At 75.8% G+C, this 24,821-nt stretch carries 20 protein-coding genes; 4 read left to right on the top strand and 16 right to left on the bottom strand.

What is annotated here, in order from left to right:
* Nucleotides 1-46: 46 nt before the first annotated feature.
* Genes ACFUEL_RS11145 through ACFUEL_RS11120 form a run of 6 tightly spaced genes read right to left on the bottom strand, consistent with a single transcriptional unit; the run spans nt 47 to nt 6,075 of the window.
* A complete protein-coding gene (locus ACFUEL_RS11145) occupies nt 47-460 on the bottom strand; it encodes a DUF6917 domain-containing protein (protein ID WP_380235816.1) in 414 nt (137 codons plus the stop codon).
* Nucleotides 457-1,458: a Gfo/Idh/MocA family protein gene (locus ACFUEL_RS11140; protein ID WP_380235815.1), complete on the bottom strand. Its 1,002-nt coding sequence runs from the start codon at nt 1,456-1,458 to the stop codon at nt 457-459. Before ACFUEL_RS11140 ends, ACFUEL_RS11145 begins: the two co-directional genes overlap by 4 nt.
* The gene (locus tag ACFUEL_RS11135; RefSeq protein WP_380235814.1) at nt 1,455-2,621 is read right to left on the bottom strand and encodes an Ldh family oxidoreductase; all 1,167 of its coding nucleotides are present in this window, start codon (nt 2,619-2,621) and stop codon (nt 1,455-1,457) included. The genes ACFUEL_RS11140 and ACFUEL_RS11135 overlap by 4 nt, the downstream gene beginning before the upstream one ends.
* A 40-nt stretch (nt 2,622-2,661) precedes the next feature.
* Complete coding sequence (locus ACFUEL_RS11130) at nt 2,662-3,963, bottom strand: M20/M25/M40 family metallo-hydrolase (RefSeq protein WP_380235813.1); 1,302 nt, start codon at nt 3,961-3,963, stop codon at nt 2,662-2,664.
* Nucleotides 3,953-5,041 (bottom strand): sugar phosphate isomerase/epimerase family protein, encoded by a 1,089-nt coding sequence (locus tag ACFUEL_RS11125; protein ID WP_380235812.1) that lies wholly within the window; start codon nt 5,039-5,041, stop codon nt 3,953-3,955. The genes ACFUEL_RS11130 and ACFUEL_RS11125 overlap by 11 nt, the downstream gene beginning before the upstream one ends.
* The gene (locus ACFUEL_RS11120; RefSeq protein WP_380235811.1) at nt 5,038-6,075 is read right to left on the bottom strand and encodes a hypothetical protein; all 1,038 of its coding nucleotides are present in this window, start codon (nt 6,073-6,075) and stop codon (nt 5,038-5,040) included. Before ACFUEL_RS11120 ends, ACFUEL_RS11125 begins: the two co-directional genes overlap by 4 nt.
* A 217-nt stretch (nt 6,076-6,292) precedes the next feature.
* Between ACFUEL_RS11120 and ACFUEL_RS11115 the strand changes: the two genes are divergently transcribed.
* Nucleotides 6,293-7,462, top strand: a complete 1,170-nt coding sequence (locus ACFUEL_RS11115; RefSeq protein ID WP_380235810.1) for a DegT/DnrJ/EryC1/StrS family aminotransferase — start codon at nt 6,293-6,295, stop codon at nt 7,460-7,462.
* A gap of 7 nt (nt 7,463-7,469) precedes the next feature.
* Complete coding sequence (locus ACFUEL_RS11110; protein ID WP_380235809.1) at nt 7,470-8,609, top strand: DegT/DnrJ/EryC1/StrS family aminotransferase; 1,140 nt, start codon at nt 7,470-7,472, stop codon at nt 8,607-8,609.
* Between the two features lie 57 nt (nt 8,610-8,666).
* Here the strand turns inward: ACFUEL_RS11110 and ACFUEL_RS11105 are convergent, their stop codons facing one another.
* The 7 genes from ACFUEL_RS11105 to ACFUEL_RS11075 form a co-directional block, all read right to left on the bottom strand.
* On the bottom strand, nt 8,667-10,292 hold the full coding sequence (locus ACFUEL_RS11105; RefSeq protein WP_380235808.1) for a class I adenylate-forming enzyme family protein: 1,626 nt from the start codon (nt 10,290-10,292) through the stop codon (nt 8,667-8,669).
* Between the two features lie 94 nt (nt 10,293-10,386).
* Nucleotides 10,387-11,931, bottom strand: a complete 1,545-nt coding sequence (locus ACFUEL_RS11100; RefSeq protein ID WP_380235807.1) for a CoA transferase — start codon at nt 11,929-11,931, stop codon at nt 10,387-10,389.
* Nucleotides 11,928-12,731, bottom strand: a complete 804-nt coding sequence (locus ACFUEL_RS11095; protein ID WP_380235806.1) for a class I SAM-dependent methyltransferase — start codon at nt 12,729-12,731, stop codon at nt 11,928-11,930. Before ACFUEL_RS11095 ends, ACFUEL_RS11100 begins: the two co-directional genes overlap by 4 nt.
* Nucleotides 12,728-14,149, bottom strand: coding sequence for a protoporphyrinogen/coproporphyrinogen oxidase (locus tag ACFUEL_RS11090; RefSeq protein WP_380235805.1), 1,422 nt, complete (start codon nt 14,147-14,149; stop codon nt 12,728-12,730). Before ACFUEL_RS11090 ends, ACFUEL_RS11095 begins: the two co-directional genes overlap by 4 nt.
* A gap of 58 nt (nt 14,150-14,207) precedes the next feature.
* Complete coding sequence (locus tag ACFUEL_RS11085; RefSeq protein WP_380235803.1) at nt 14,208-15,839, bottom strand: AMP-binding protein; 1,632 nt, start codon at nt 15,837-15,839, stop codon at nt 14,208-14,210.
* Complete coding sequence (locus ACFUEL_RS11080; RefSeq protein WP_380235802.1) at nt 15,836-16,819, bottom strand: UbiA family prenyltransferase; 984 nt, start codon at nt 16,817-16,819, stop codon at nt 15,836-15,838. Before ACFUEL_RS11080 ends, ACFUEL_RS11085 begins: the two co-directional genes overlap by 4 nt.
* Before the next feature lie 243 nt (nt 16,820-17,062).
* Nucleotides 17,063-17,374 (bottom strand): hypothetical protein, encoded by a 312-nt coding sequence (locus tag ACFUEL_RS11075; protein WP_380235801.1) that lies wholly within the window; start codon nt 17,372-17,374, stop codon nt 17,063-17,065.
* A gap of 211 nt (nt 17,375-17,585) precedes the next feature.
* Between ACFUEL_RS11075 and ACFUEL_RS11070 the strand changes: the two genes are divergently transcribed.
* The gene (locus ACFUEL_RS11070; protein ID WP_380235800.1) at nt 17,586-18,137 is read left to right on the top strand and encodes an NUDIX domain-containing protein; all 552 of its coding nucleotides are present in this window, start codon (nt 17,586-17,588) and stop codon (nt 18,135-18,137) included.
* 20 nt (nt 18,138-18,157) lie between these two features.
* Here the strand turns inward: ACFUEL_RS11070 and ACFUEL_RS11065 are convergent, their stop codons facing one another.
* Nucleotides 18,158-19,738 (bottom strand): phytoene desaturase family protein, encoded by a 1,581-nt coding sequence (locus tag ACFUEL_RS11065; RefSeq protein WP_380235799.1) that lies wholly within the window; start codon nt 19,736-19,738, stop codon nt 18,158-18,160.
* Nucleotides 19,739-19,894: 156 nt separating this feature from the next.
* Between ACFUEL_RS11065 and ACFUEL_RS11060 the strand changes: the two genes are divergently transcribed.
* Complete coding sequence (locus tag ACFUEL_RS11060; RefSeq protein ID WP_380235798.1) at nt 19,895-21,931, top strand: acetoacetate--CoA ligase; 2,037 nt, start codon at nt 19,895-19,897, stop codon at nt 21,929-21,931.
* Between the two features lie 79 nt (nt 21,932-22,010).
* Here ACFUEL_RS11060 and ptsP read toward each other — a convergent pair whose 3' ends face one another.
* Together ptsP and ACFUEL_RS11050 are read right to left on the bottom strand one after the other, a co-directional pair.
* Nucleotides 22,011-23,681: a phosphoenolpyruvate--protein phosphotransferase gene (ptsP, locus tag ACFUEL_RS11055; protein WP_380235797.1), complete on the bottom strand. Its 1,671-nt coding sequence runs from the start codon at nt 23,679-23,681 to the stop codon at nt 22,011-22,013.
* Between the two features lie 48 nt (nt 23,682-23,729).
* Nucleotides 23,730-24,179: a PTS glucose transporter subunit IIA gene (locus tag ACFUEL_RS11050; RefSeq protein WP_285738932.1), complete on the bottom strand. Its 450-nt coding sequence runs from the start codon at nt 24,177-24,179 to the stop codon at nt 23,730-23,732.
* Nucleotides 24,180-24,821: the final 642 nt, after the last annotated feature.

The following is a 24,821-nucleotide window of genomic DNA, read 5'->3' as shown; positions in this document are numbered from 1 at the left end:
CTCCGGGCCCTTCCGGGTTCCGGGCCCTTCCGCGTTCCGGCTGCTCTCAGCCCTCGGTGGGGACGAACCGCACGGGCAGTTCCGGCCGCAGGTCCAGCTTCTCCCCGGTCAGCAGGTGGTCGGCCGCGATCAGCACGTTGTAGTGGTTCGGGAAGTGGCAGGCGTCGAAGCCCAGCACCGTGCCGACCCGGTGCTCGCCGACGAACACCTCGTCGCCCCGGTCCAGCACCCCGGCCGTCGCGATCTCCGCGAAGCCCAGGAACCCGACCCGGTCGATCCGGGCGCCCGCCGCGGTGTCCTGCTGGTCCGTGGTCACCAGCTCGTGCACCTCGCCCGCCCGCACGCACCGGCTGGCGAACGGCTCCAGGCTCATCCCGCGCTCGGTCCGGCTGTGCAGCAGCACCTTCACCAGCGTGCCGGTCACCGTCCGCTTCGGCCCGTTCTCCCGCAGCCCGCTCATCCGCGCACCCCCGTCCGGGCCGCCGCCTCGGCGCGGGCCGCCGCTTCGGCGCGGTAGGCCGCCTCGACCACCCGCAGCGCGTCCACCCCGTCCGGACCTCGCTCCGGCGGGCCGACCGGGCCGTCCGGGCCGGCCGGGCCGTCCGGGGAGCCCGCGCCCTCCCCGCGCAGCAGCCCGGCGAACTCGCCGACGATGCCCTCGTACTCGTGCCACAGCGACTGCTTGAAGCCCGCGTGCCCGGCCAGCAGGTCGGCCCGCAGCACCGTCCCGTCCGCCAACTCCACGCTCACGTCCTTGAGTTCACCGGGGTACGACCAGTCCAGCTCGATCCGGCCGCGCACCCCGTCCGGGCCCGCCAGCTCCAGCGCCGCCCGCCGGTCCACCCCGGCGCCGTCGCGCACCACCTCGGCGCCGCGCAGCTCCATCGGGCCCGCCAGCAGCCGCAGCAGGTCGTACGCGTTCGGGCCGTTGTCGGCCACGCAGCCGCCGCCGCAGCGCTCCGGATCCAGGTACCAGCGGTCCCGGCCGACGTGCTCCTCGATCAGTTCGAAGTACCGGGCGGTCACCGACCGCACGGGGGAGGCGGATCGGGCGAGCGCCGCGCACAGCTCCCGCACCGCCGTGTTGTAGCGCCGGTGGAACGCGGTGAACAGCGGCACCCGCCGCTCGGCCGCCAGCGCCGCCAGCTCCGCGCCCTCGGCGGCCCGCAGCGCGAGCGGCTTCTCCACGCACACCGGCAGGCCCGCCCGCAGCGCGTCCCGGCAGATCGGCAGGTGCAGGTCGTTCGGGACGGTCACCACCACGGCGTCCAACCCGCCCGCGGCCAGCAGCTCCCGGTGGTCCGTGAAGCCGGGCACCCGGCTGCCGAACGGCTCCAGCGCGGCGGCGTCCCGGTCGCACACCGCGGCCAGCCGCACCCCGGGCACCCGCTCCAGCGCGCCCAGGTAGAACCGGGAGATCACCCCCAGCCCGATCACCCCGAACCGCAGCCCGCTCACCGCCCGCCCTCCGCCCCGGTGGCCGCCGTCCCGGTGGCCACCGCGCCGACCGGGCGGATGCCGAACTCGGCCGCGATGCCCGCCAGTTCGGCCAGCAGCGGGGCGGCCAGCGGCACCCCGTCCCGGCGCGCCTCGGCGGTGCGCCGGGCCTCGTGCCAGCCCGGGTACGCCACCGGGCCCGAACTCCCGTCCGCCGGAGGGCAGTCCAGCACCGTGCCGAACAGGGTGCGGGCGTCCAGCGCCACCTGGCCGGCGTCCCGGAGCGTCGCCGGGGCGATCGCCAGCGCGAACACGCCGATGTCGTCGTCCCGGCCGGACGGCCGCCCGTCGCCCTCCAGCGCCTCCGGCTCCGGGCCCAGGCCCGCGCCCGGCAGCAGCGCCGCCAGCACCTCCACCATCAGCCCCAGCCCGAACCCCTTGAACTCGCCGCCCGCCCCGGACCCGAGCCACAGCAGGTGCGCCTCGCCCCGGTCGAACGCCCCCGGGTCGGTCACCGGCCGCCCGTCCGGCCCGGCCAGCCACCCCTCCGGGATCGACCGGCCCGCCCGCTCCGCCGCCCGGACCCGGCCGGTCGGCACCGCCGTGGTGCTCATGTCCAGGACGTACGGCGGCAGTTCACCGGCGGGGGCGGCCACGCTCCACGGGTTCGTGCCCAGCAGCGCCACCGCGCCGCCCGGCGGCCGGGCGATCCGCTGCCGGCCGCAGTTCGACGCCAGCAGTCCGATCATCCCGCGGTCGGTGACCCGCGCCGCGTGGTGGCCCGCGCACCCGAAGTGGGTGGCCCGGCGCACCGACACCAGTCCGATCCCGTACCGCTCGGCCCGCTCCGCCGCCAGCTCCATCGCCGCCCCGGCCTGCCACAGCCCGAGCGCCCCGGCCGCGTCCACCAGCACCGCCGCCCCGCGGTCGGCCAGCACCACCGGCTCCGCCAGCGGATCGGCCCGGCCCTCGGCCAGCAGCGGCAGGTAGAGCCGGCCCAGGTTGGCCAGCCCGTGCGAGTCCATCCCGGCGGCGTCGCCGTAGCACAGCGCCTCGGCCGCCTCCCGGGCCCGCTCGGGCGGCAGCCGGTGCGCGGCGAACACCTCGGTGGTGAAACGGATCAGATCGGCGTACGGGACGCGCACGGTGCCGGCGGCACTGGGCGCGGGCGCCACGGTGGTCACGGGGAACAGCCTCCAGTCGGGGTCGTCGGAACGAAAGGGGTCAGCGGCGGGCGAAGGCCACCAGCAGCCGGGCCACCGCCGAGGCGAAGGCGTCGAGCTGGGCCGCCTCGGCGAACTCGCCCGCCGCGTGCGCCCGGTTGGCGCCCAGGTCGCCGGGGCCGAGCACCACGGTGAACGCGCCGTCCGGCAGGCCGGACGCCCAGATCGCGTCGCAGGTGAAGGCCGGTTCCGCGTCCGGCACCCGGGCGATCCCGGCCTGTGCGGTCAGCAGCTCCTCGAACTCCGGGTGCCGGTTGTCCAGCACCGGCAGGCCGCGCTTGGGCCAGTCCAGGCGGGTGATCCGCGCGCAGTCGGCGGCGGTGCGGGCGAACTCCGGCAGCCCGCCGAACAGTTGCCGGAACTCCGCCAGCCCGGAGCGGACCGCCGCCTCCACCGCGTCCTGCGCCCGGCGGCCCGAACCGGCGTCCCGGTAGGGGAGATTGAGCAGCAGCTCGCCGCTCCCGTAGACCCGGTTGTGCAGCGGGCCGGTGCCCGTCCCGGCCACGCAGAACGGGTCGCGCGGGCCGGCGGCGGCGCCCAACTCCCGGGCCAGGTGCTGGGCGAGGAAACCGAGCAGCACCGTCGCGTTGTGGCCCGCCCCCGGACAGTCGTCGATCGCGTCCTCGCCGCGCACCCGCAGCCGGGCGGTGGCGGCGGCCGTCGCCCGGGGCAGGTAGCGCAGGCCGGTCGGCTCGCAGAACACGTTCAGCGCGCCCGTGTACCCGGCCCCGACCAGCGGACGGGTGCCGAAGACCCCCATCGCGCCGCCCTCCTCGCCGGAGACCGCCTGCACCAGCACCGCGACCTCCCGCCCCACCCGGGGCTCCGCCGCCACCGCCGCCCGCAGCCCGGCCAGCAGCGCCACCGCCGGGCCCTTGGCGTCGATCGCGCCCCGCCCGGTGAACCGCCGCCCGTCGAAGCCGACCGGCTCCGCCCCGGCCACCGTGTCCAGGTGCACGTTGAACATCACCGTGGCCGCCCGCGGCAGCTCCGGACCCAGCCGCAGCACCAGGCTCGGCTGGCAGGCCAGGAACCCGGGGGAGTCCGCGACGGCCCGGCGCACCGTCAACGGCACGTCCGGACGGTCGAGTTCGGCCGCGTCGGGGGAGCCCCGGTACAGCTCCCGCAGGCCGAGCCGGGCCGCTGCCCGGCTGTACACCTCCAGCGCCTCGGCCAGCAGCGGCGGCGGCGCACCCGGCCCGGTCTCCAGCGGGCCCGCGGTGGGCAGGCGCAGCAGGTCGAGCAGCAACTCCCGTTCGTCAGACGAGAGTTCGGCCTGCACCGGAACGGTCTCAGCGAGCACCGGATGCCACCTCCGAGGCTTCCGCCATCGCCGCCGCCTCGGTCTTCGTCGCCGCCTCGGTCTTCGTCGCCGCCTCGGCCTCCGCCGACTCGGCGACCCGGCCCGCCTGGCGGGGCACCGGCGCCTCCCAGGCCAGGCCGCCCGGGACGAGCCGCCAGCCGGGGGAGTGCGGCAGCACCTCGCGCTCGACCAGGGCGGTCAACGCCCGCCCGGCGGCGACGAATCCGCTCTCGGTGCGGCCGTCCGCCGCCAGGCCCTCGTGCGGCCGGGTGGCCAGGTGCGGCTCCAGCGACCAGCCGCCGCGCCAGCCGCGCGCGGTCAACAGCCGCAGGGATTCGGCGAGTCGGGCCCCGCCCTCGCCCGGCAGCACGTACCGGGTGTGCTCGCCGCCGCCGACCGCGTCCTTGATGTGCACGTGGTCGACGTGCTCGACGCTCCGGCGCAGCAGTTCGAACCCGTCGTAGCCGTACGCGATCCCGTTGCCGGTGTCGTGCAGCAGCCGCAGCCCGGAGTTGTCCACCGAGGCCATCAGGTCGAGCGTGTTCTCGATCGAACTCCCGCCCCAGCCCGCGCAGTTCTCGTGCAGCGCGACCTGGTTGCCGCGCTGCGCGCCGAACGCGAAGCAGCGCATCCGCTCCAGTGCGAGCCGGCGCCACTCGGCCTCCGGCAGGCCGGTGCCGTTGGGGTAGGACATGATCCGGATCCGGTTGGTGCCGAGCAGTCCGGCGTGCGAGGAGAGCCGGCCGAGCTCGATGTGGTCCGCCCGCGGGTCGCCGGTGATGTCGGAGGCCCAGTTGCCGACCCGGGAGGCCAGGCCGGAGACCCGGATGCCGTGCCGCTTCAGGGTGGTGGCGATGGCCCGGACCTGCCGGTGGTCGAGATCGGCGATCCAGACGCCGTCCACCGTGCGCAACTCCAGTTCGCTCCAGCCGAGTTGCTCCAGCGCGTCGATCTGTCCGGCCAGGTCGGGGGCGGCCTCGTCGCCGATCCCGCCGAACCGGATCGCGGGCCGCCGGGCCACCGGCGCGCGGTTGGCCCGCCGGCGCCGGGCCCGCCCGCCCTTGCGCAGGGCGCTCACCGGGCCGCCGCCGTCCGCCGCGCGCCGCCGGGCACCGGCTGTGCCGCGAGCGTCTTGGCCCGGTCGAGCAGGCGCACCACCTGGGTGTTGACCGCCAGGTCGGGGTGCGGCCCGCGCCGCTCCCCGCCCGCCGCGTAGTAGCCGTAGACGTGCTCCAGGAAGCCGCCGAGCGCGTCGTCGTGCAGCAGTTCGGTGCTCTCGCCGTCGTGGTCGATGACGGTCAGCCGGGCGTACGCGTCGGCCTCGCTGCCCGGGAAGTGGCCGATCAGGGTGCCGTGCGCCAGTTCCAGGGTGACCCGGCGCTCGCGCACCGGCGAGGTGAGGTCGGAGCGGATCCGGGTCCACGTGCCGCTGTCGTGCTGGAGGTTGAGCCAGGCGGTGCCGAGCCGGGGCAGCACCCGCCCGCCGACCACCATGTCGGTGCCGCCCGCGCCGGTCACCCGGCCGGGCCCGGCCAGCGCCAGGCACAGGCCCAGCGAGTGCGGCAGCTCGACGTCGAACGCGGTGGGGTGCCCGTCCCCGGCCAGCGAGCGGGAGAACCGCGGCTTGCGCTGGACGACGTGGATGGTGCGCAGCGGCCCGTACGCGTCCCGGGCGAGCAGCGCGCGCAGCCGACCGGTCAGGCGGCTGCCCAGCCACTGGGCGACCACCGCCAGGTCCAGCCCGTACCGGTCGCGCAGCGCGAGCAGCTCGTCCAGGCCGCGGCTGTCGGCGGCCACCGGCTTCTCCAGCAGCACCCGCCGGTAGCCGAGCCGCCCGAGCGCCTCCAGGGCGGCGGTCCGCTCGGTGGGCGGGGTGCACAGGTGGACGACGGTGCGGGCCGGGTCGAGCAGCCGGGGCGCCTCGGCCAGGGTGGTCGGGCGCAGGTCGGGAGCAGCCGCGGGGCGGCGGTGCGGGTCGACGGCCAGCAGCGGCCCGGCCGCGAACAGGTGCGCGGTGCCGGGGGCCGCGCGCAGCCGGCGCAGCACCGGGAGGTGGAGGCCGTGCCCGGCCCGTCCCATTCCGACGAGTAAGGTCCCGAGTCCGTTCGGCATGGCGAGAACGTCATTCCTTCCGCGTCGCGGTATTGCTTCCCCCGGCTATTCAAGCAGTACTTCGACGACGGTCCGATCGGGCGTCAAATCCCTTTTCCGACGGGCCATTCGAAGGAGTGAAACAGTCCCGCTGCCGAGGTGGACGGGGTGCGGCGGGCTTAGATTCGAGAGCAGGGCTTTTCCGCCCGCCCAATCCATACAATCCGATGAGAGTTCCATGGGTGCCACTACCTCTCCGGGTGTTCCCTTCTTCACCCAGGCCGCGACCTTCGAATCCCTCTGGCCCGCCACCCGGCGCCACCTCGACGAACTGATGGACCGCGGCAAGTACTCGCACGGCCCCAAGGTCGAGGAGCTCGAGGCCGCCCTCGCCGCCTGGACCGGCGCCCGGCACGTGATCGGCGTCAACAGCGGCACCGACGCCCTGGTCCTGCTGCTGCGCGCCGCCGGGCTGCGCCCCGGCGACGAGGTGATCGTCCCCGCCTACACCTTCGTCGCCTCCGCCACCTCGGTGGTGCTGGCCGGCGGCCGCCCGGTCTTCGCCGACATCGACCCGGCCGGCTACGGCCTCGACCCGGCGAGCGTCGAAGCCGTCCGCACCGACCGCACCCGGATGGTCATGCCCGTCCACCTGTTCCACCAACTCGCCGACCTGGGCGCCCTGCTGGCCGTCGCCGACCGGCACGGCCTGACCGTCGTCGAGGACAGCGCCGAGGCGTTCGGCATGCGCTGGAACGGCGTCCACGCCGGACTGCACGGCGCCGGCGGCGTGCTCTCCTTCTTCCCCACCAAGACCCTCGGCGCCCTCGGCGACGCCGGCGCCGTCCTCACCGACGACCCCGCCCTCGCCGAAGCCGTCTCCGCGATGCGCCACCACGGCCGCACCGGCCGCACCCTCGACGACTTCCCCACCATCAACCGCCCCACCGAACTCCTCGGCACCAACAGCAAGATGGACGACGTCCAGGCCGCCGTCCTGCTCGCCAAACTCGGCCGCGCCGACCAGGACATCGCCCGCCGCGCCCACCTCGCCGCCGCCTACACCGAACGCCTCACCGGCACCCCCGGCCTCACCCTGCCCACCGTCGTCCCGCGGGACGCCGCCACCAACCCGGTCTGGTACGTCTACCTGGTCGAGTCCGACCACCGCGACGAACTCGCCGCCCACCTCGCCCGGCACGGCGTCCAGACCGAGACCTACTACCCGACGCCGCTCCACCTCCAGCCCTGCTTCGCCGAACTCGGCCACCGGCAGGGCGAGTTCCCGCACGCCGAAGCCGCCTGCGGCCGGGCCCTCGCGCTGCCGCTCTACCCCGACCTCGCCGACCACGAACTGGACCTGGTCAGCGACCTGGTCCGCGACTTCCAGCACGGAAAGCAGCGGTGACCCGCCGATGACCACGACCACCGCCGCCACCGGCACCATCCCGTTCTTCCCGCCCGACCTCTTCGAGGACGACCGCGACCTGCTGCTCGACACCGTCCGGGACGTCGCCACCGACCCCGCCCAGCGCTTCATCCTCGGCGAACGCACCGCCCGCTTCGAGGAGTTGCTGCGCACCGACCTCGGCGCCGGGGACGTCATCGCCTGCGGCAGCGGCACCACCGCCCTCACCCTGATCCTGCGCGCCACGGGCATCACCGCCGGCGACGAGGTGATCGTCCCCGCCTTCGGCTGCGCCCCGCTCGCCAACACCGTCCTCGGCGTCGGCGCCACCCCCGTCTTCGCCGACGTCGACCCGCACACCCTGGTCATCGACCCGGACGCGGCCGAGGCGCTGATCACCCCCCGCACCAAGGCGCTGATGCCCGCCCACATGTTCTCCGTGATGGCCGACATGCCGCGCCTGCGCGCCCTCGCCACCCGGCACGGCCTGCGCCTGATCGAGGACTCCGCGGTCGCCCAGGGCGCCGTCCTGGACGGCCGCCCGGCCGGCACCTGGGGCGACGCCGGCGTCTTCTCCTTCGTCCAGGTCAAGTCCTTCGGCGGCCCCGGCGAAGGCGGCGTCGTCGTCACCGGCGACCCCGAACTCGCCCGCACCGTACGGATGCTGCGCAACCACGGCCAGGACGGCACGCACCGCTTCCGGCACCACCTGATCGGCCTGAACAGCCGCTTCGACGAGATCCTCGCCGCCTTCCAACTGCGCCGCCACCCCGGCCTGGCCGGCCGGCTGGCCCGCCGCGCCGAGATCGCCGCCCACTACACCGAGCAGTTCGCCCCGCTCGCCGCGCACGGCGTCCTGGCACCCCCGCCCGGCACCAACGGCCGCTGCTACTACGTCTACACACTGCTCGCCGAACGCCGCGACGACCTCAAGCGGCACCTCGCCGCGCACGGCGTCGACAGCCACGTCTACTACCCGCAACCCCTGCCCCACCAGCCCGCCTTCGCCCACGCCGCCGCCCCCGGCGGCCACTGGCCGCACGCCGAACGGGCCGCCCGGCAGTGCCTCTCGCTGCCGGTCCACCCGCACCTGACGGACGCCCAGGTCGAGCGGATCACCGAAGCCGTCCTCACCTTCCCGGCCTGAGCCCGCCGACGGGCGCCCCGCCTCCCGCCGGAGGACGGGGCGCCCACCGGCGCCGGCTCAACCCGCCACCGACGCGCCCGCCCGCCCGGCCGCCGCCGCCAGCTCCGCGACCACCCGCCGGTCCGGCTTCCCCGCACCGCCCAGCGGCATCCGCTCCAGCAGCAGCAGCCGCTCCGGCAGCTTGTACCGCTCCAGACCGCACAACTCCGCCAGGAACAGGTTCAGTTCGGCGAGCGTCAACTCCGCCCCGCGCGGCACCGCGCAGACGCACATCCGCTCACCGAGGTCCGGATCCGGCACCGGCACGCACACCGCCTCCGCCACCTCCGGATGCCCCTCCAGCAGCCGCTCCACCTCCGCCGTGGAGATCGACACCCCGCCCCGGTTCACCATCTGCTTGATCCGCGCCAGCACCCGCAGCGACCCGTCCGCCTCCAGCACCCCCCGGTCGCCGGAGCGCACCCAGCCGCCGTCCACCCGCAGCCGTTCGTCCAACTCCGGCGCCCCGACGTGGCACAGCGGCGACATCGGCCCCAACGCCTGCAACTCGCCCGGCACCCCCGCCGGCACCGGACGCCCGTCCGGCCCGCACACCCGGAACTCCGCGACCCGCGGATCCGGCCGCCCCACCCGCAGCACGTCACCCGCCGGATCCGCCCACCGCGCATGGCAGTTCAGCCCGTCGCTGGCCCCGTACACGTTCACCACCGGGCAGCCGAACCGCCGCAGCGCCGCCCCCAGCACCGCCGAGGACAGCGCCGCCGCACTCGACACCACCGCCTGCAGCGAGGACAAGTCCTCACCCGGCACCGGCGGTTGCTCCGCCATCCGGCGCAGCATGGTCGGCACCGCCGCCAGGTGCGTCGGCCGCCACCGCCCCACCGCCGCCAGCGCCCCCGCCGGATCGAACCGCTCCCCGCCCGGTACCAGCACCACCGCCGCCCCGCACCGCACCAGCGCCACCACCGCCAGCGACCCGTACGCCGTCGCCGGGCTGACCAGCAGCAGCACCCGCGGCGGCGCACCGTCCACCGTCTCCAACACCCGTTCCACGTACCGCCCGCGCCCGCCCGCCAGCGCGTCGTGCGAGTACGCGATCAGCTTCGGCGCGGCCTCCGATCCCGAGGACACCAGGATCCGGGCCGGCGCCCCGGCGTCCACCACCGCGGGCTCCCACCCCGCCCGCTCCGGCCACGGCTCCCCGTCCAGCACCACCACCTCGTGCAGGTCCGGCAGTTCCGGCCGCAACCCGTCCACCAGCGCCTTCCACTCCGGCACCGTCACCACCGCGTCCACCCGCGCCGTCCCCCACACCGCCAGCAGGTCCCGCCGCCCGTGCCCCGGCGTGCACGGCAGCACCACCGCGCCCAGCGCCGCCACCGCCAGGTCCACCGCCGGGGCCCGCCGGTCCGCGGGCAGCTTCACCCCCACCACCGACCCCGGCCGCACCCCCCGCGCCGCCAGCCCCGCCGCCAACCCCCTTACCCACCGCCCCAGTTCCGCGTACGAGCACTCGCCGCCGCCGTCCACCACGGCCACCCGCCCGCCGTGCGCGGCCACCCGCTCCGCGAACAACTCGTACAACCCCCGCCCCGCGCACCACCCCTGCGCCACCCACCGCTCCCGCAACCCCCGGTCCACCCGGTCCGGGAACTCCACGCCGGCCACCGAAACCCACGTCACGCCCACCACTCCCGTTCACGCTCCGAACCACCGAACCACCGAACCAACGGACCACCCGAATCACCCGGACCACCGCACTGCCCGGACCACCGCACTACCCGAACTCCCAGGGCGCGCGGACGAACGCGCACCCGTCCGGGCCGAACTCCAGCACCGCCGCCACCCGCGGATCGCGCGCCAGCACCGCCAGGTCCGTGCACGCCTCCACGCCGGCCGGCCCGCCGCCCGCACTCGCCGCCCCGCACAGCAGCCGGGCCGCCGACAGCAGCGAGGACTCCACCCGCTGCGCCCGCCCGGTCCGCTCCCGGGCCTCCAGCGCGGCCACCGCCCCCGCCGCGCAGACCAGGCCGCCCAGCACGTCGCAGACCGTCAGCAGGGTGGGGCGCGGCGGCTCCCCGGCCGGGGCGAGCAGCGCGGCCAGCCCGGAGTGCGCCTGCACCGGGTAGTCGGTGCTCAACCCGGGCCCGCCGCCGCTGGCCTGCGCGTACACCAGCCCGGGGCGCAGCGCGGCGACCGCCTCGGCGTCCAGCCCGAGCCCGGCCACCTTCGCGGGCGCCAGGCTGTGCAGCAGGACGTCCGCCCGGCCGATCAACTCCCGTACCGCGGAGCGCCCTTCCGCACTGCGCAGGTCCGCCTCCAGCACCCCCTTGCCGCGGTTGAGCGCCGCGAACCGCGCCGACACCGCCGCCCCGCCGACCTCCACCACCGGCGGCACGCCGCGCAGCGGGTCCCCGCCCGGCGGTTCGACCCGCACCACGTCGGCCCCGAGCAGCGCCAGCACCCGCCCGGCCAGCGGCCCCTGCACCCGCCGGGTGATCTCCACCACCGTCACGCCGTCCAACGGGCCCGCCCCGCGGCCGGGTCCGCCCCGGTGCGCCGGGGCCGGCCCGCCCGCCCGCAGCCGCCACGGCATCCCGCCCAGCACGGCCGGCCGCTCCGCCACCGCCGTCAGCTCCACCCCGCACCCGGCCGCCAGCCGCGCCAGCCGGGCGTGCCCGACCGCCCGCGCCGCCGCGAACAGCTCCGGCGGCAGCGGACAGACCGCCGTCCCGTACCGGGCCTGGAACGCCGGCCAGGCCCGCCCCACCACCCGCCGCTCGACGCCCAGCCCGGACCAGAACCGCAGCCAGCCGTCCGCCTCCAGCGCCTCCAGCTCGAACCGCACCCCGTCCGCCGAGGCGAACGGCGGCCCGCCCGTCCCGTCCGGCTCCACCCACCCCTGCTCCGGCGCGGTCGCCGCCGCCAGGTACTGCGACAGCCCGAGCAGCGCGGCCTGCGCCACCGACACCCCCACCTCGCGGTACGCCGCCCCCGACCGCCGCGCCCGCAGCGCGGCCAGTGCCCCGGTCGCCCCCAGCACCCCGGCCGCCACCGACGCGAAGTCCACCCCCAGCGGCACCGGCCCCCCGTACCGCCGCCCGTGCACGTGCGCCACCCCGCACGCCGCCTGCACGTCCGCCTCACTGCCCACCGGCAGCCCCGACGGCCCGCCCCAGGACACCCGGCAGGCCAACTCGCCGCCGACCTCCAGCACTTCCCCCTCCCGCACCCCCACCCCGGAGGCCCGCAGCAGCCCCGCCGCCACCTCCTCCGCCACCCGCGGCCGCGCCCCGAGCAGCAGGCCCGCGCCGGCCGTCACGGCCGCCGCCCGCGCACCGCGTACACCACGTTCGAGCAGGCCAGGAACCGCGGATCGGCGAACAGCCCGCGCAGCTCGGCGAGTTCGTCCTCGGTCAGCCCCTCCCGCAGCAGTGCCTCCCGCAGGTGCCAGGTGTTGTGCAACTGCATCTCCCGCTGCGGCGTCCCGGGCGCCAGCAGGTCGATCCGCACCTGCGCCGCCACGTCGGTGAACCCGGCCCGCGCCAGCGCACCGGCGCACTCCCGCCCCCAGCCCTGGTGCGAGCCGCGCGTCCGGAAGGCCCGCAACTTCGCCTGCTGGTACCGCTCGTAGAGACCCCGGGCCCGTTCGTCCGGGGCGGTGAGCACCGGCGCGTACTCGGCGTCGAACTCCAGCAGGTGCAGCACCCCGCCGGGCCGCAGCGCGGCGAACAGCCGGGCCAGCACGGCCTCCCGCTCCGGCAGGTGGGACAGCACCAGCCGTACGTGCACCAAGTCGAAAGCCCCGAGCGGGAGTTCGTCCCGCACCACGTCGTGCTGCCGCACCGTCAACCCGGGCCGCACCGGCACCGGCAGCGGCACCAGGTCGGTGGCCAGCACCGAGCCCCCGGGCGCCACCTGCCCGGCCAGCCAGAGCGCGACGCTCCCGGCCCCGGTGCCCACGTCCAGGCAGCGCATCCCGGGCCGGACCCCGCCCGCCCGCAGCGCGCCGACACTGACCGGGTCGAGCCACGTCGCCAGGCACCGGTGCTGCCCGGCGGCGTGCGCGCTCCCGTTGTCGAACAGGTACGCCCCCGGCTCCCGCACCGCGCCCGCCGTCATCCGCCCACCGCCGAAGCCGAGCCCGAGCCCGAGCCCGAAGCCGAACCCACCGCCGAAGCCGAGCCCGAAGCCGAGCCCGCCGCCGCGTGCGCCAGCACCCGCCGCGCCGCCAGCTTCCCCGAGCGCACCGCGCCCTCGCTGCTCGGCCGCAGCATCACCCAGTCCCCGGCGTACTCGACCGCCCGGGTCGGCCGGTCCAGGAACGCGGCCCGCTCCCGCACCGCCGCCGGGGCGCCCTGCGGCAGCCCGAGCGGGAAGCGGTGCACCAGCGTCCGGACGGTCGCCGCCCGCAGGCCGGGCAGGAAGCGCTCGGCCTCCGCGCAGACCGTCTCCGCGACCTGCCCGTCCGGCCGGTCCAGCAGCCCGGGGGAGGCCCACGGCGAGACGAACACGCTGACCAGCCCCTTGCCCTCGGGCGCCCGCCCGTCCGCCTTCAGGTGGTCGAGGACCAGCCCGGCGCACACCCGGCTCTCGCTCTCCGGCACCGACAGCGCGTAGCTCGGCGCCCGGGTCGGGCTGGGCAGCGGCCGGTCCAGCAGGCAGGTTGCCTTGAGCATCGGCGCGTACGTGCTGGCCGCCAGGTACGGCCGCTCCACGTCCGGCAGGTCGTCCCCGCGCAGGCGCAGGGCCAGCGGCGCGGGCACCGCGAGCACCGCCTGCCGGGCCCGCACCCGGGTGCCGTCGGCGAACTCCAGCAGCGCGCCGCCCGCCTCCTCGCGGACGGCGGCCACCGGGCGGCCGGTCTCCACCGGCAGCCGTTCGGCCAGCCGGCGGGCCAGCGTGTCCATCCCGTCCCGGTAGGTCATCCAGCGCGCCCCGGCCCCGCCGACCGACAGCAGGGTGGCCACCATGGGGGCGACGGCGGAGCTGTCCGGCCGCCAGCCGAAGCAGTGGCTGGACAGCGGTTGGAGCATCGCGGCGAGCAGTTCCTCCCGGCCGGCCGATCCGGCGCAGAACTCGCTCAGCGTGGCGTCCCCGCTGGGCGCGGTCTCCGGCCGGTCCGGGTCGAACCCCCGCCAGGCGGTGGCGAGTTCGGCGGTGAAGCGGAGCCAGGCCCAGCGGCCCCGCCAGGACAGTCCGGCGCCGGTCAGCAGCCCCCTGGGGTGCCCGAGGTGGGCGTGCGCCCGCCCGTCGCGCCACAGCGCGAACCCGGGCCCGACCACCGGGACGTCCGTCTCCGGCAGGCCCACCGCCCGGATCAGTTCCCAGGTGGCCTCGTACCCGGCGCCCGCGATGGTCTCGGCGCCCTCGTCCAGCAGCCACCCGTCCACCCGGCTGGAGGCCATCCGCCCGCCGATCCGGTCGCCGCCCTCGTAGATCCGCACCGACCGTCCGGCCGCGGTCAGGTGGTGCGCGGCGGCCAGCCCCGCGATCCCTGCCCCGACCACCGCGACGTCGACGTCCACGTCCGAAGTCACCTCAACCCACCTCCACCGAAAGCCGTCTCCACCGAAAGCCACCCCCACCGAAAGGGGTTCACGTCCACAGCCCGGTCCCGATCCGGGCGCTGCCGGCCAGCACCCGCTCCCGCAGCTCGTGCCGCCGCACCTTCCCGGTCGCGGTCCTGGGCACCTCGTCCCAGCCGACGACCAGCGGTTCGGCCAGCGGCGGCAGGTCGCGCACCGCGTCCCGCCAGCGCTCCGGGTCGAGCCCGCCGCCGGAGGTGACCAGCACCGGCTGCGGGCGGCCGTCGGCGACCGACAGCAGCACGGCCTCCTCGACGTCCGGCAGCCGCTCGTGCAGCACGTCCTCGACCTCGACGCAGCTCATCCCGGGCACCATGTCGACTTCCCGGTCGAGCACGAGGATCCGGCCGTCGCGGGTCCTGGTGCCGAGGTCGCCGGTGTTGAACCAGCCGCGGTGGAGCTTGCGCCCCCAGCGCTCCGGCTCGTCCAGGTAGCCCAGGCACAGTGCCCCGGTACGGGCGTACAGCATCCCGGTCTCGCCGGGCCGTACGGTCCGGCCGGGCCGGGCGGGGTCGGCGACCCGCACCCGCACCCAGCCGGGCACCGGGCGCCCCAGGTCGCGGGTGGTCGGGTGCCGGTCGCCGGCCGCGGCCAGCGCGCCCCGGGTCAGGAAGCGGAAGCTCAGCGGCCCGGTCTCGCTCTGCCCCCAGCCCTGCATCCACAGCGGGCGCCGCCGCCGGGTGGCGTCCAGGAAGGTCCGCACCGTCGGCGGGTGCACCGCGTCGAAGGTCGAGATGAACAGCCGCACGTCCCGGAACGGGTTGGCCTCCGGGGCCGAGCCGGCCAGCGGCTGCCAGCGCACGTAGCCGGACGGCAGCGCCTCCAGGACGGTCGGCGGGTGGCTGCGCAGCAGCGCGGCGGCCGTCGACGGGTCGGAGTCGGGCAGCAGCGCCACCGTCCGCGGCGCGCGCCAGAACGCGCTGACCGTCCAGGTCAGGGCCCGCCCGTGGGCGAAGGAGACCGCGCTGGCCACGGTGTCCTCGCGGCGCACCGACAGCACCGGCCAGGGCCGCGCCTCGAACGCGGACAGCCGCCGGATCAGCGTCCGGGTGGAGTGCACCACCAGCTTGGGGACGCCGGTGGTGCCGGAGGTGTGGATGACGGCCAGCGGCTCGTCCTCCCCGCGGGTGCGCACCCCGGGCACCGGGCCGCCGCGCAGCCCGTCCACCGGCAGCGCGCCCTCGGACGGCCCGTCCAGGCACACCGTCCGGGCGGCCAGGGCGGTCAGCTCCACCCCGGCGGCCCGCGCCCCGCCCAGCACGTCCCGCTGGGTGACCAGCACGTCCGGCCGCAGCCGCCGCAGCAGCGCGCCCAGCGCGTCCGGCGGCACCCGGTCCGAGAGCAGCGCGGGCACCGCCCCGATCCGGGCCGCCGCGCAGGCCAGCAGCACGTAGTCCCAGTGGTTGCGCTTGACCACCGCCACCGAGGAGCCCGGCCCGGCCCCGGCCGCCGCCAGCCAGGCCGCGGTCTCCCGCACCAGCTCGGCCAGCTGCGCGGTGTCGTACGCGGTGCCGCGCTCCGGCGCCAGGTCCAGAGGGCGGCCCAACTTCACGTCCACCGAAGGGCGTTGCTCGGCCAGCGTGTCGAACAGCGGCCCCAGGTCGAGCGGCAGCCGCCCGAACACCGCCCCGAGCCCGGTCACAGCGTGCCGCCGAACACCACGAGCGCCAGGTCGGTGCCGACCAGCAGCGCGCAGCACACCCGGTGCAGCCGGATGCCGAGCCGGCGGGCGAGCAGGATCTCGCCACGGACGAACCCGAGCACCCACTGCCGGGCCCGCAGCGCCATCACCGGGGCCATCACCAGCGGGAACCACCAGGGCGCGAACCCGGCCACCGCCGAGCCCACCAGCAGTACCGCCTCCAGCGCCGAGCAGCCGGCCACGAACGCGGCGTTGCCGCGCGGCGACAGCAGCACCGCGGCGGTCCGGCGCCCCACCGCCCGGTCGCCGGCGATGTCGTTGGTGTTGGAGTACACGCCGAACAGCAGCGGGCCCAGCCCGAACACCAGCGCCTGCACCACCGCGAAGCCGTCGGCCCGCCCAGTCAGCAGCCCGTACAGCGGCAGCACGAAGAACCAGCCGAGCGCGGCGAGGAAGAGCTCCTGGAAGCCGTTGTAGCTGATCCGCAGCCACCAGGTGTACTGGAACCCGAACACGGCCAGCGCCGCCGTCCCGGCCACCGCCCACCCGGGCCGGGCCGGGGCCACCGCGACGGCCGCCGCCCAGCACAGCGCGCACGCGGCGACGGCCGCCCAGCCGAACCGGATCGCCTGGCGCTCGGTCAGGGTGCCCGCCACCAGCGGCTTGCGGGCCAGCCGCCGGGCCGGCGCGTCCGGCCCGTAGTTCACCGCGTCGCTGCCGTCCCGGTACCCGGTGACGTCGTCGAAGGTGCACATGGCCGCGCTCATCGCGACCTCCCCGCCGAGGAACAGCACCAGCACCGCCAGCACCGCCCCGGAGCCCGCCCCGCCGGCCGCCCCGGCCCCGGAGGCCAGCACCAGCGCGGCCGCCAGCGGCACGCTCAGGTAGTAGTCCCAGATGTCGAGCTTGGCCAGCCTGGCGTACGCCCGCCAGGGGACCGGGGCCGCCTCGGGGGCAGCGGGAAGGGCGACGTGCTCCACGGGAAACGCAGTCCTCTCGACGGCGGCCGCAACCCGGGACGCGACTGCCGCGGGGGGCCGGAGACAACGGGCCGACCGCGCTGACGGCGCGCCAATTCGTCCCGGGGGGCGAGGAGTCGGCGGTCGCCATCATGACATAGGGCGACCGTTCGGGCGCATTTCTGTGATCAGCCAAAAAAAGGGCGATCGGCTGTTTCCCCGACCGCCCGTGCGATCATCCGACCGCTTTTCCGGTATTCCGCGCTACGCGGAGAAGCTCCCCGCCCCGCCCGGCACGTGCGTCCCGTAACCCGGCTGCACCACCACCGACGGGCCGAGGCAGAACGGGTTCCCGTAGACCTTCACCGGGCGGTCCGTCAGGTTGTTCAACACGTGTGCCATCGCCGGGAGTTGCTGACAGCCCGCCGGGTCGTGGTAGACGTCCAGCGGCTGCACCTCGGTCGAGAACACCGCCACGTCGCCGCTCGCCGAGCGCGCCGCCGCCGGAGCCGGAGCCGCCAGCGCGAGCACCGAGCCCGCCGCCATCAGGGAAACCAGAATCGCTCGCACAATCATCCTTAATGAACAGTCGATTCCCGCGTCCGTCACGGGAGCACCCCATCGCTACCGTGCGCACACCGTCCAATTCCAACCCCGCCCACCGGATTCACCCGCCCGGCCGGAACCGCCCCCGCCCGCCCCGCGCCACCCGCACCACCGCACGCCCCCCGCCCCGATCCCGCCGGTACGCCCCCGCCCGTCACCCGCCCGGACTACCATCGCCCCCATGACGACCCCGCCGTCCGCCCGGCCCGCCCCCTTCGGCCCGCACACCCACTGCCACTGGTGCGGAGCGCCCTACCCGGCCGGCACCGACGGCTGGCCGCGCACCTGCCCCGGCTGCGGCGAGATCAGCTACCGCAACCCGCTCCCGGTCACCGTCGCCCTGCTCCCGGTCCACCACCCCGACGGCGACACCCGGCTGACCGTCATCCGCCGCACCATCGAACCCGGCAACGGCCTGCTCGCCCTGCCCGGCGGCTACGTCGACTACGGCGAGAGCTGGCAGCAGGCCGCCGTCCGCGAACTGCGCGAGGAGACCGGCATCCTGGCCGACGCCGCCGACGTCCGCCTGGTCGCCACCGACTCCGACAACCGCGGCGGCTTCCTCTGCCTGTTCGGCCTCCTCCCGCCCCGCGACCTGGCCGACCTGCCGCCCTCCGCCCCCACCGACGAGACCGAGGGCTGGCAGCTCGCCACCGCCGACACCCCGCTCGCCTTCCCCTTCCACACCCGGGTGGCCCGCGCCTGGTTCGACGGCGAGTACCTCCGCATCTGAACCCGGCCGGGCCCGGCCGGTCAGCGCCCCAGCACCGCCATCGCCGCGTTGTGCCCCGGGATCCCGCTCACCCCGCCCCCGCGCACCGCCCCGGCCCCGCACACCAGCACCCGCGGGTGCCCGGTCCCCACCCCCCACCGCCCTGCGTCCTCCCCGTTCCCCTCGCGGAACGGGAAGGCCAGCTCCCGGTGGAAGATGTTCCCGCCCGGCAGCCGCAGGTCCGCCTCCAGGTCCAGCGGCCCGCGCACCTCCAGGCACGGCCGCCCCTGCGCGTCCACCGCCAGGCAGTCCGCCAACGGCTCCGCCAGCACCCCGTCCAGCGCCGCCAGCACCCCCGCCAGCGCCGCCTCCCGCACCCCCGCCGCCTCCTGCACTCCCATCGGCGCGGCGAACAGCCGGGCCGGCAGCTGCAACCCGAACAGCGTCAGCGTGTGTGCCCCCGCCGGCACCCCCGGTCCCAGGATCGACCGGTCCGCCAGCGAGTGGCAGTAGATCTCCGACGGCGCGGGGGAGGGCAGCCGCCCCGCCGCCGCCTCCCGGTACGCCCCCTCCAACTCCCGGTACGACTCCGCGACGTGGAACGTCCCCCCGAACGCGTCCCGCACGTCCACCGCCCCGTCCCGCAGCCGCGGCAGCCGGCGCAGCAGCATGTTCACCTTCAGCTGCGCCCCCTCCGGACGCTCCCCGCCGTCCCCGCCGCCCAGCAGCCGCGCCAGCTCCACCGGCGCCGCGTTGCACAGCACCCGGCGCGCCCCCACCCGCCGCTGCACCCCGTCCGCGTCCAGGTACCCGACCTCGGCCGGCCCCGCCGCCCCGCCCGGGTCCACCGACACCACCTCGCACCCCGTCCGCAGCTCCGCCCCGCCCGCCCGCGCCGCCTCCGCGAGCGCCCCGGTCACCGCCCCCATCCCGCCCACCGGCACGTCCCAGTCGCCCGTCCCGCCGCCCACCACGTGGTACAGGAAGCACCGGTTCTGCCGCAGCGAAGGATCGTGCGCGTGCGAGAACGTCCCGATCAGCGCGTCCGTCAGCACCACCCCGCGCACCACGTCGTCCGCGAACCGCCGCTCCAGCGCCACCCCCAGCGGCTCCTCGAACAGCTCCGCCCACGCCACCGGGTCGTCCACCCGCGCCCGCAGCTCCTCCCGCGAGGGCAACGGCTCCGTCAACGACGGGAAGACCCGCTCCGCGACCCGCCCGGTCATCCCGTAGAACTCCCGCCACGCCGCGAACTCCCGCTCCCCACCCGTCAGTTCACGGAACGACCCGGCCGTCCGCCGCTCGTCCCCGCCGTCCACCAGCAGCCCCCCGACCCGCCCGTCCCGCTCCCACGGCGTGTACGAGGAGATCCGCCGCCGCCGCAGCTCCACCCGCACCCCCAGATCCGCCAGGATCCGCCGCGGCAGCAGGCTCACCAGGTACGAGTACCGCGACAGCCGCGCGTCCACCCCCGCGAACGCCCGCTCCGACACCGCCGCCCCGCCCAGGTGCCCCAGCCGCTCCAGTACCAGCACCCGCAGCCCGGCCCGCCCCAGGTACCCGGCCGCCACCAGCCCGTTGTGCCCGCCACCCACGATCACCACGTCATAAGCCACCGTCATCCCGCCGGTCTACCACCTCCCACCCGCCCCCACCAGCATCCCGACCGCGCGACCCTGGACCCCCGGACGATCACGTGGCATGGTCAGCAGCGTCAGCACCCACGGACGGCCCGCCACGAGCCCAGCCGTCCCCACCACGGCCTGGAGACCACCCACGTGAGCACCCCTCCGACCCCCCAGGACCACCCCGAACCGCTGTGGCGCCCCGACCCCGCCCGCGCCGCCGCCAGCCGCCTGGTCGACTTCCAGCGCTGGGCCGCGGAACACCACGGCGCCCCCGCCGCCCCGCTCGCACCGGTCACCACCGACACCGAGGCCGCCACCCGCTACGCGGACCTCCACCGCTGGTCCACCGACGACCTCAGCCGCTTCTGGACAGCCGTCACCGAGTACTTCGACGTCCGCTTCCACACCCCGCCCACCGCCGTCCTCGCCGAACCCGCCACCATGCCCGGCGCCACGTGGTTCCCCGGCGCCACCCTCAACTACGCCGAACACGCCCTGCGCGCCGCCGAGGACCCGGCCAACGCCGACCGCCCCGCCATCCTCCACCTGGACGAGCGCAGCACCGAACCGGCCGCCACCACCTGGTCCGAGCTCCGCCGCCAGGTCGGCTCCCTCGCCGCCGCCCTGCGCGCCCACGGCGTCCGCCCCGGCGACCGGGTCAGCGCCTACCTGCCCAACGTCCCGCAGGCCGCCGTCGCCCTCCTGGCCACCGCCGCCGTCGGCGCCACCTGGACCAGCTGCGCCCCCGACTTCGGCGCCCGCAGCGTCCTCGACCGCCTCCAGCAGATCGAACCCACCGTCCTGTTCGCCGTCGACGGCTACCACTACGGCGGCAAGGACCACGACCGCACCGGGGTCGTCGCCGAACTCCGCCGCGAACTCCCCACCCTCACCACCGTCATCCACGTCCCCCTCCTGGACACCCCCGCCCCCGAAGGCGCCCTCCACTACGACGACCTGGTCGCCTCCGCCACCGAACCCGTCTTCGAACCCGTCCCCTTCGACCACCCCCTCTGGGTCCTCTACTCCTCCGGCACCACCGGCCTCCCCAAGGCCATCGTGCAGAGCCAGGGCGGCATCCTGGTCGAACACCTCAAGCAGGCCGCCCTCCACCTCGACCTCGGCCCCGACGACCGCTTCCTCTGGTACACGTCCACCGGCTGGATGATGTGGAACTTCCTGCTCGCCGGCCTGCTCACCGGCAGCACGGTCGTCACCTACGACGGCAGCCCCGGACACCCCGACACCGGCGCCCTCTGGTCCGTCGCCGCCCGCACCCGCGCCACCGTCCTCGGCACCTCCGCCGCCTACGTCATCGCCAGCCGCAAGGCCGACCTCCACCCCGGCCGCGACCTCGACCTCTCCGCCGTCCGCTGCCTCGGCACCACCGGCTCCCCGCTCCCGCCCGACGGCTTCCAGTGGATCTACGACGAGGTCAAGTCCGACCTCTGGCTCGCCTCCGTCAGCGGCGGCACCGACGTCTGCTCCTGCTTCGTCGGCGGCGTCCCCACCCTCCCCGTCCACCTCGGCGAGATCCAGGCCCCCTGCCTCGGCGCCGCCGTCGAGTCCTGGGACGCCGACGGCCACCCGCACACCGACACCGTCGGCGAACTCGTCGTCACCAAGCCCCTCCCGTCCATGCCCACCGGCTTCTGGAACGACCCGGACGGCCACCGCTACCACGACAGCTACTTCGACACCTACCCCGGCACCTGGCGCCACGGCGACTGGATCACCGCCACCGGCCGCGGCACCGTCGTCATCCACGGCCGCTCCGACTCCACCCTCAACCGCCAGGGCGTCCGGATGGGCTCCGCCGACATCTACGAGGTCGTCGAACGCCTCCCCGAGATCGCCGAGTCCCTGGTCATCGGCCTGGAAGAACCCGACGGCGGCTACTGGATGCCGCTGTTCGTCGTCCTCACCCCCGGCGCCGAACTCGACGAGGACCTCACCGCCCGCATCCGCACCTCGCTGCGCACCGAACTGTCCCCGCGCCACGTCCCCGACGAGGTGATCACCGTCGCCGGCCTCCCGCACACCCTCACCGGCAAGCGCCTCGAAGTCCCCGTCAAGCGCCTGCTCGGCGGCACCCCCCTCACCCGGGCGGTCAACCCCGGCTCCGTCGACAACCTCGACCACCTGCGGTTCTTCGAACAGCTCGCCACCACCCGCAAGCAGTCCTAGCCCGAAAAGACCCCGAGGGGCCCCGCTGCCACCCCCCACGGCGACAGCGAGACCCCTCGGGAGATCCCGAAACCCTCCCCTACCGGCCGGACAGCACCCGCGCCGCCGCCTCCCGCGCCTCCTCGGCCGTGTCCGCCGCCCGCGCCGCCTCCGCCGCCCGCTGGCACTGCGCCAGCGTCGCCCGCCCCAACTCCGCCCGCACGTACGGGATCGACGCCGCCCCCATCGACAGGCTGGTCACCCCGAGCCCGGTCAGCACGCACGCCAGCAGCGGGTCCGACGCCGCCTCCCCGCACACCCCGCAACTCTTCCCGGCCGCCTTCGCCGCCTCCGCCGCCGCCGCGATCAGGTCCAGCAGCGCCGGCTGCCACGGATCCTGCAGCCGCGCCAACGACCCCACCTGCCGGTCCGCCGCGAACGCGTACTGCGCCAGGTCGTTCGTCCCCAGCGACAGGAACTCCACCTCCCGCAGCACCGCCGCCGCCCGCAGCGCCGCCGACGGGATCTCCACCATCGCCCCGTACTTGGCGTCCAGCCCCACCTCCCGGCAGGCCGCCGCGAACGCCCGCGCGTCCACCCCGTCCGCCACCATCGGCGCCATCACCTCCAGGCGCACCGTCAACCCCTCCGCCGCCCGGGCCAGCGCCCGCAACTGGGTGCGCAGCACCTCCGGGTGCTCCAGCAGCGTCCGCAACCCGCGCACCCCCAGCGCCGGGTTCGGCTCGTCCCCCGGCGTCAGGAAGTCCAACGGCTTGTCCGCCCCCGCGTCCAGCACCCGCACCACCACCCGGCCCCCCGGAAACGCCTCCAGCACCTTCCGGTACGCCTCGACCTGCTTGTCCTCACCCGGCGCCCGCGCCGAGTCGTCCAGGAACAGGAACTCGGTCCGGAACAGCCCGACGCCCTCCGCCCCGTTCTCCAACGCCGCCGGCACGTCCGCCGGCCCGCCCACGTTCGCCAGCAGCGGCACCATGAACCCGTCCGACGTCCGCCCCGGCCCGCTCGAAGCCGCCAGCGCCGCCTTCCGCTCCGCCGCCAGCCGCCGCAACTCCTCCTGCCGCTCCGCCGCCGGCTCCACCAGCACCTCGCCCGACGACCCGTCGACCGCCACCACCACCCCCTCCGCCAACCCCGTCGCCCCCGCCAGCGCCACCACCGCCGGCACCCCCATCGCCCGCGCCAGGATCGCGCTGTGCGAGGTCGGCCCGCCCTCCTCCGTCACGAACCCCAGCACCAGCGACGGATCCAGCAGCGCCGTGTCCGCCGGCGCCAGGTCCCGCGCCAGCAGCACGTACGGCTCGTCACTGTCCGGCACCCCCGGCATCGGCACCCCCAGCAGCCGCGCCACGATCCGGTTCCGCACGTCGTCCAGGTCCGCCACCCGCCCGGCCAGGTACTCACCCGCCGCCGCCAGCAGCTCCCGGTACGCCGCGAACGCGTCGTACACCCCGCGCTCCGCGCTGCTCCCCGACTCGATCCGCCGGTTCACGTCCGCCAGCAGCTCCGGGTCCTGCGCCATCAGCGCCTGCGCCTCCAGCACCGCCTGCGCCTCACCGCCGGCCAGGTTCCCGCGCGCGTTCAGGTCCGCCGCCACCGCCTCCACCGCCGCCCGCGCCCGAGCCTGCTCCCGCGGCACCTCCTCGGCCGACACCCGGGCCACCGGCGGCTCCAGCACCGCCGTCCCCATGTGCCGCACCTGCCCGATGGCGACCCCGTGACTGACCCCCACGCCCCGCAGCGTCCGCTCCATGGTCCGAAACCCCTTCGCCATCAGTCGCCGTAAGTTCCGTCAGTCCCGTCAGTTCCAGATGAACAGTTCGCCGCCGGCCGTGACCTCACCGGACTCCGCCACCCCGCTCAGCTGCTCCGCCGAAGCCTCCAGCGCCACGATCGGAGAGATCGGCGACTTCCCCGCCGCCTCCACCGCCGCCGGGTTCCACTTGATCACCGGCTGCCCCCGCCGCACCCGGTCCCCCTTGTGCACCAACAGCTCGAACCCCTCCCCGTTGAGCTGCACCGTGTCGATCCCCAGGTGCGTCAGCACCCCGTGCCCGTTCTCGTCCATCACCACGAACGCGTGCGGGTGCATCGACACCACCTGCCCGTCCACCGGAGCCACCGCCTCGATCGGCTCCCGCAACGGATCGATCGCCGTCCCCGGTCCGACCATGGCCCCGGCGAACACCGGGTCGGGAACATTGGCGAGGCCGACAGCGCGACCGGCGAGCGGCGACGTGACAGTGGTCATGGTGGAGCCTCCCAGGTACGGAGTACATCGCGTGCGGCCGCGGGGCAGCGGCCCATTGATCGACTGACCCCAAATTACGTCAACTTCGGACATTCCATGCGATAACGCCCGCGGGCCGCCCGAGTGAAGATCACCGCCGCCCTCAATCGAGCCGCACACGAACCGACCGCCCCACACCATCTCCGCCGCCCCCGCCACCCTCAAGTGGTCTAGTCCTCTTGGCCGCCCCGCCGCACTCTACGGCATCCGAGTGAGCCCCCATCCGCCCCACCCACCTGCCCTGCGCGAGGCCGACCGGGTGACTCCGCCCCGCCCCGATTAGGCGCTCGGCCGCCGACCCGCTATGGTTGCTCGAGTCGCCGCGCAACGGCGGTAAACAGAGCGAGTCGGACGAGTAAAGCTTCGGTCAACGCCGAGTAAACAGTCTGGTAAGCTCGAAACACGAAAGAACGCAGCGCCCGGAGGGTCCGCAGGAATGCGGCTCGAAGGAAGCGTCCGTTCCTTGAGAACTCAACAGCGTGCCAAAAGTCAACGCCAGATATGTTGACATCCCCGGCCAGCCGGTATCGGTTGGTTGGAGATTCCTTTTGAAGTAAAACACTAGCGAGGACGCAGTGCGCGGGGCCGCCCTATTCCGGTGGT

It is taken from the genome of Kitasatospora sp. NPDC057198, assembly GCF_042670125.1.
Lineage (GTDB): Bacteria > Actinomycetota > Actinomycetes > Streptomycetales > Streptomycetaceae > Kitasatospora.
Note: the sequence above shows the minus strand (reverse complement) of the source record. Positions and strands in the feature narration are given on the sequence as shown.

Coding starts and splice junctions, on each gene's coding strand:
- ptsP (WP_380235797.1), bottom strand. CDS start 23,681: ATGGAGCGGACGCTGCGGGGCGTGGGGGTCAGTCACGGGGTCGCCATC.
- ACFUEL_RS11095 (WP_380235806.1), bottom strand. CDS start 12,731: ATGACGGCGGGCGCGGTGCGGGAGCCGGGGGCGTACCTGTTCGACAAC.
- ACFUEL_RS11145 (WP_380235816.1), bottom strand. CDS start 460: ATGAGCGGGCTGCGGGAGAACGGGCCGAAGCGGACGGTGACCGGCACG.
- ACFUEL_RS11110 (WP_380235809.1), top strand. CDS start 7,470: ATGACCACGACCACCGCCGCCACCGGCACCATCCCGTTCTTCCCGCCC.
- ACFUEL_RS11065 (WP_380235799.1), bottom strand. CDS start 19,738: ATGACGGTGGCTTATGACGTGGTGATCGTGGGTGGCGGGCACAACGGG.
- ACFUEL_RS11050 (WP_285738932.1), bottom strand. CDS start 24,179: ATGACCACTGTCACGTCGCCGCTCGCCGGTCGCGCTGTCGGCCTCGCC.
- ACFUEL_RS11070 (WP_380235800.1), top strand. CDS start 17,586: ATGACGACCCCGCCGTCCGCCCGGCCCGCCCCCTTCGGCCCGCACACC.
- ACFUEL_RS11115 (WP_380235810.1), top strand. CDS start 6,293: ATGGGTGCCACTACCTCTCCGGGTGTTCCCTTCTTCACCCAGGCCGCG.
- ACFUEL_RS11075 (WP_380235801.1), bottom strand. CDS start 17,374: ATGATTGTGCGAGCGATTCTGGTTTCCCTGATGGCGGCGGGCTCGGTG.
- ACFUEL_RS11120 (WP_380235811.1), bottom strand. CDS start 6,075: ATGCCGAACGGACTCGGGACCTTACTCGTCGGAATGGGACGGGCCGGG.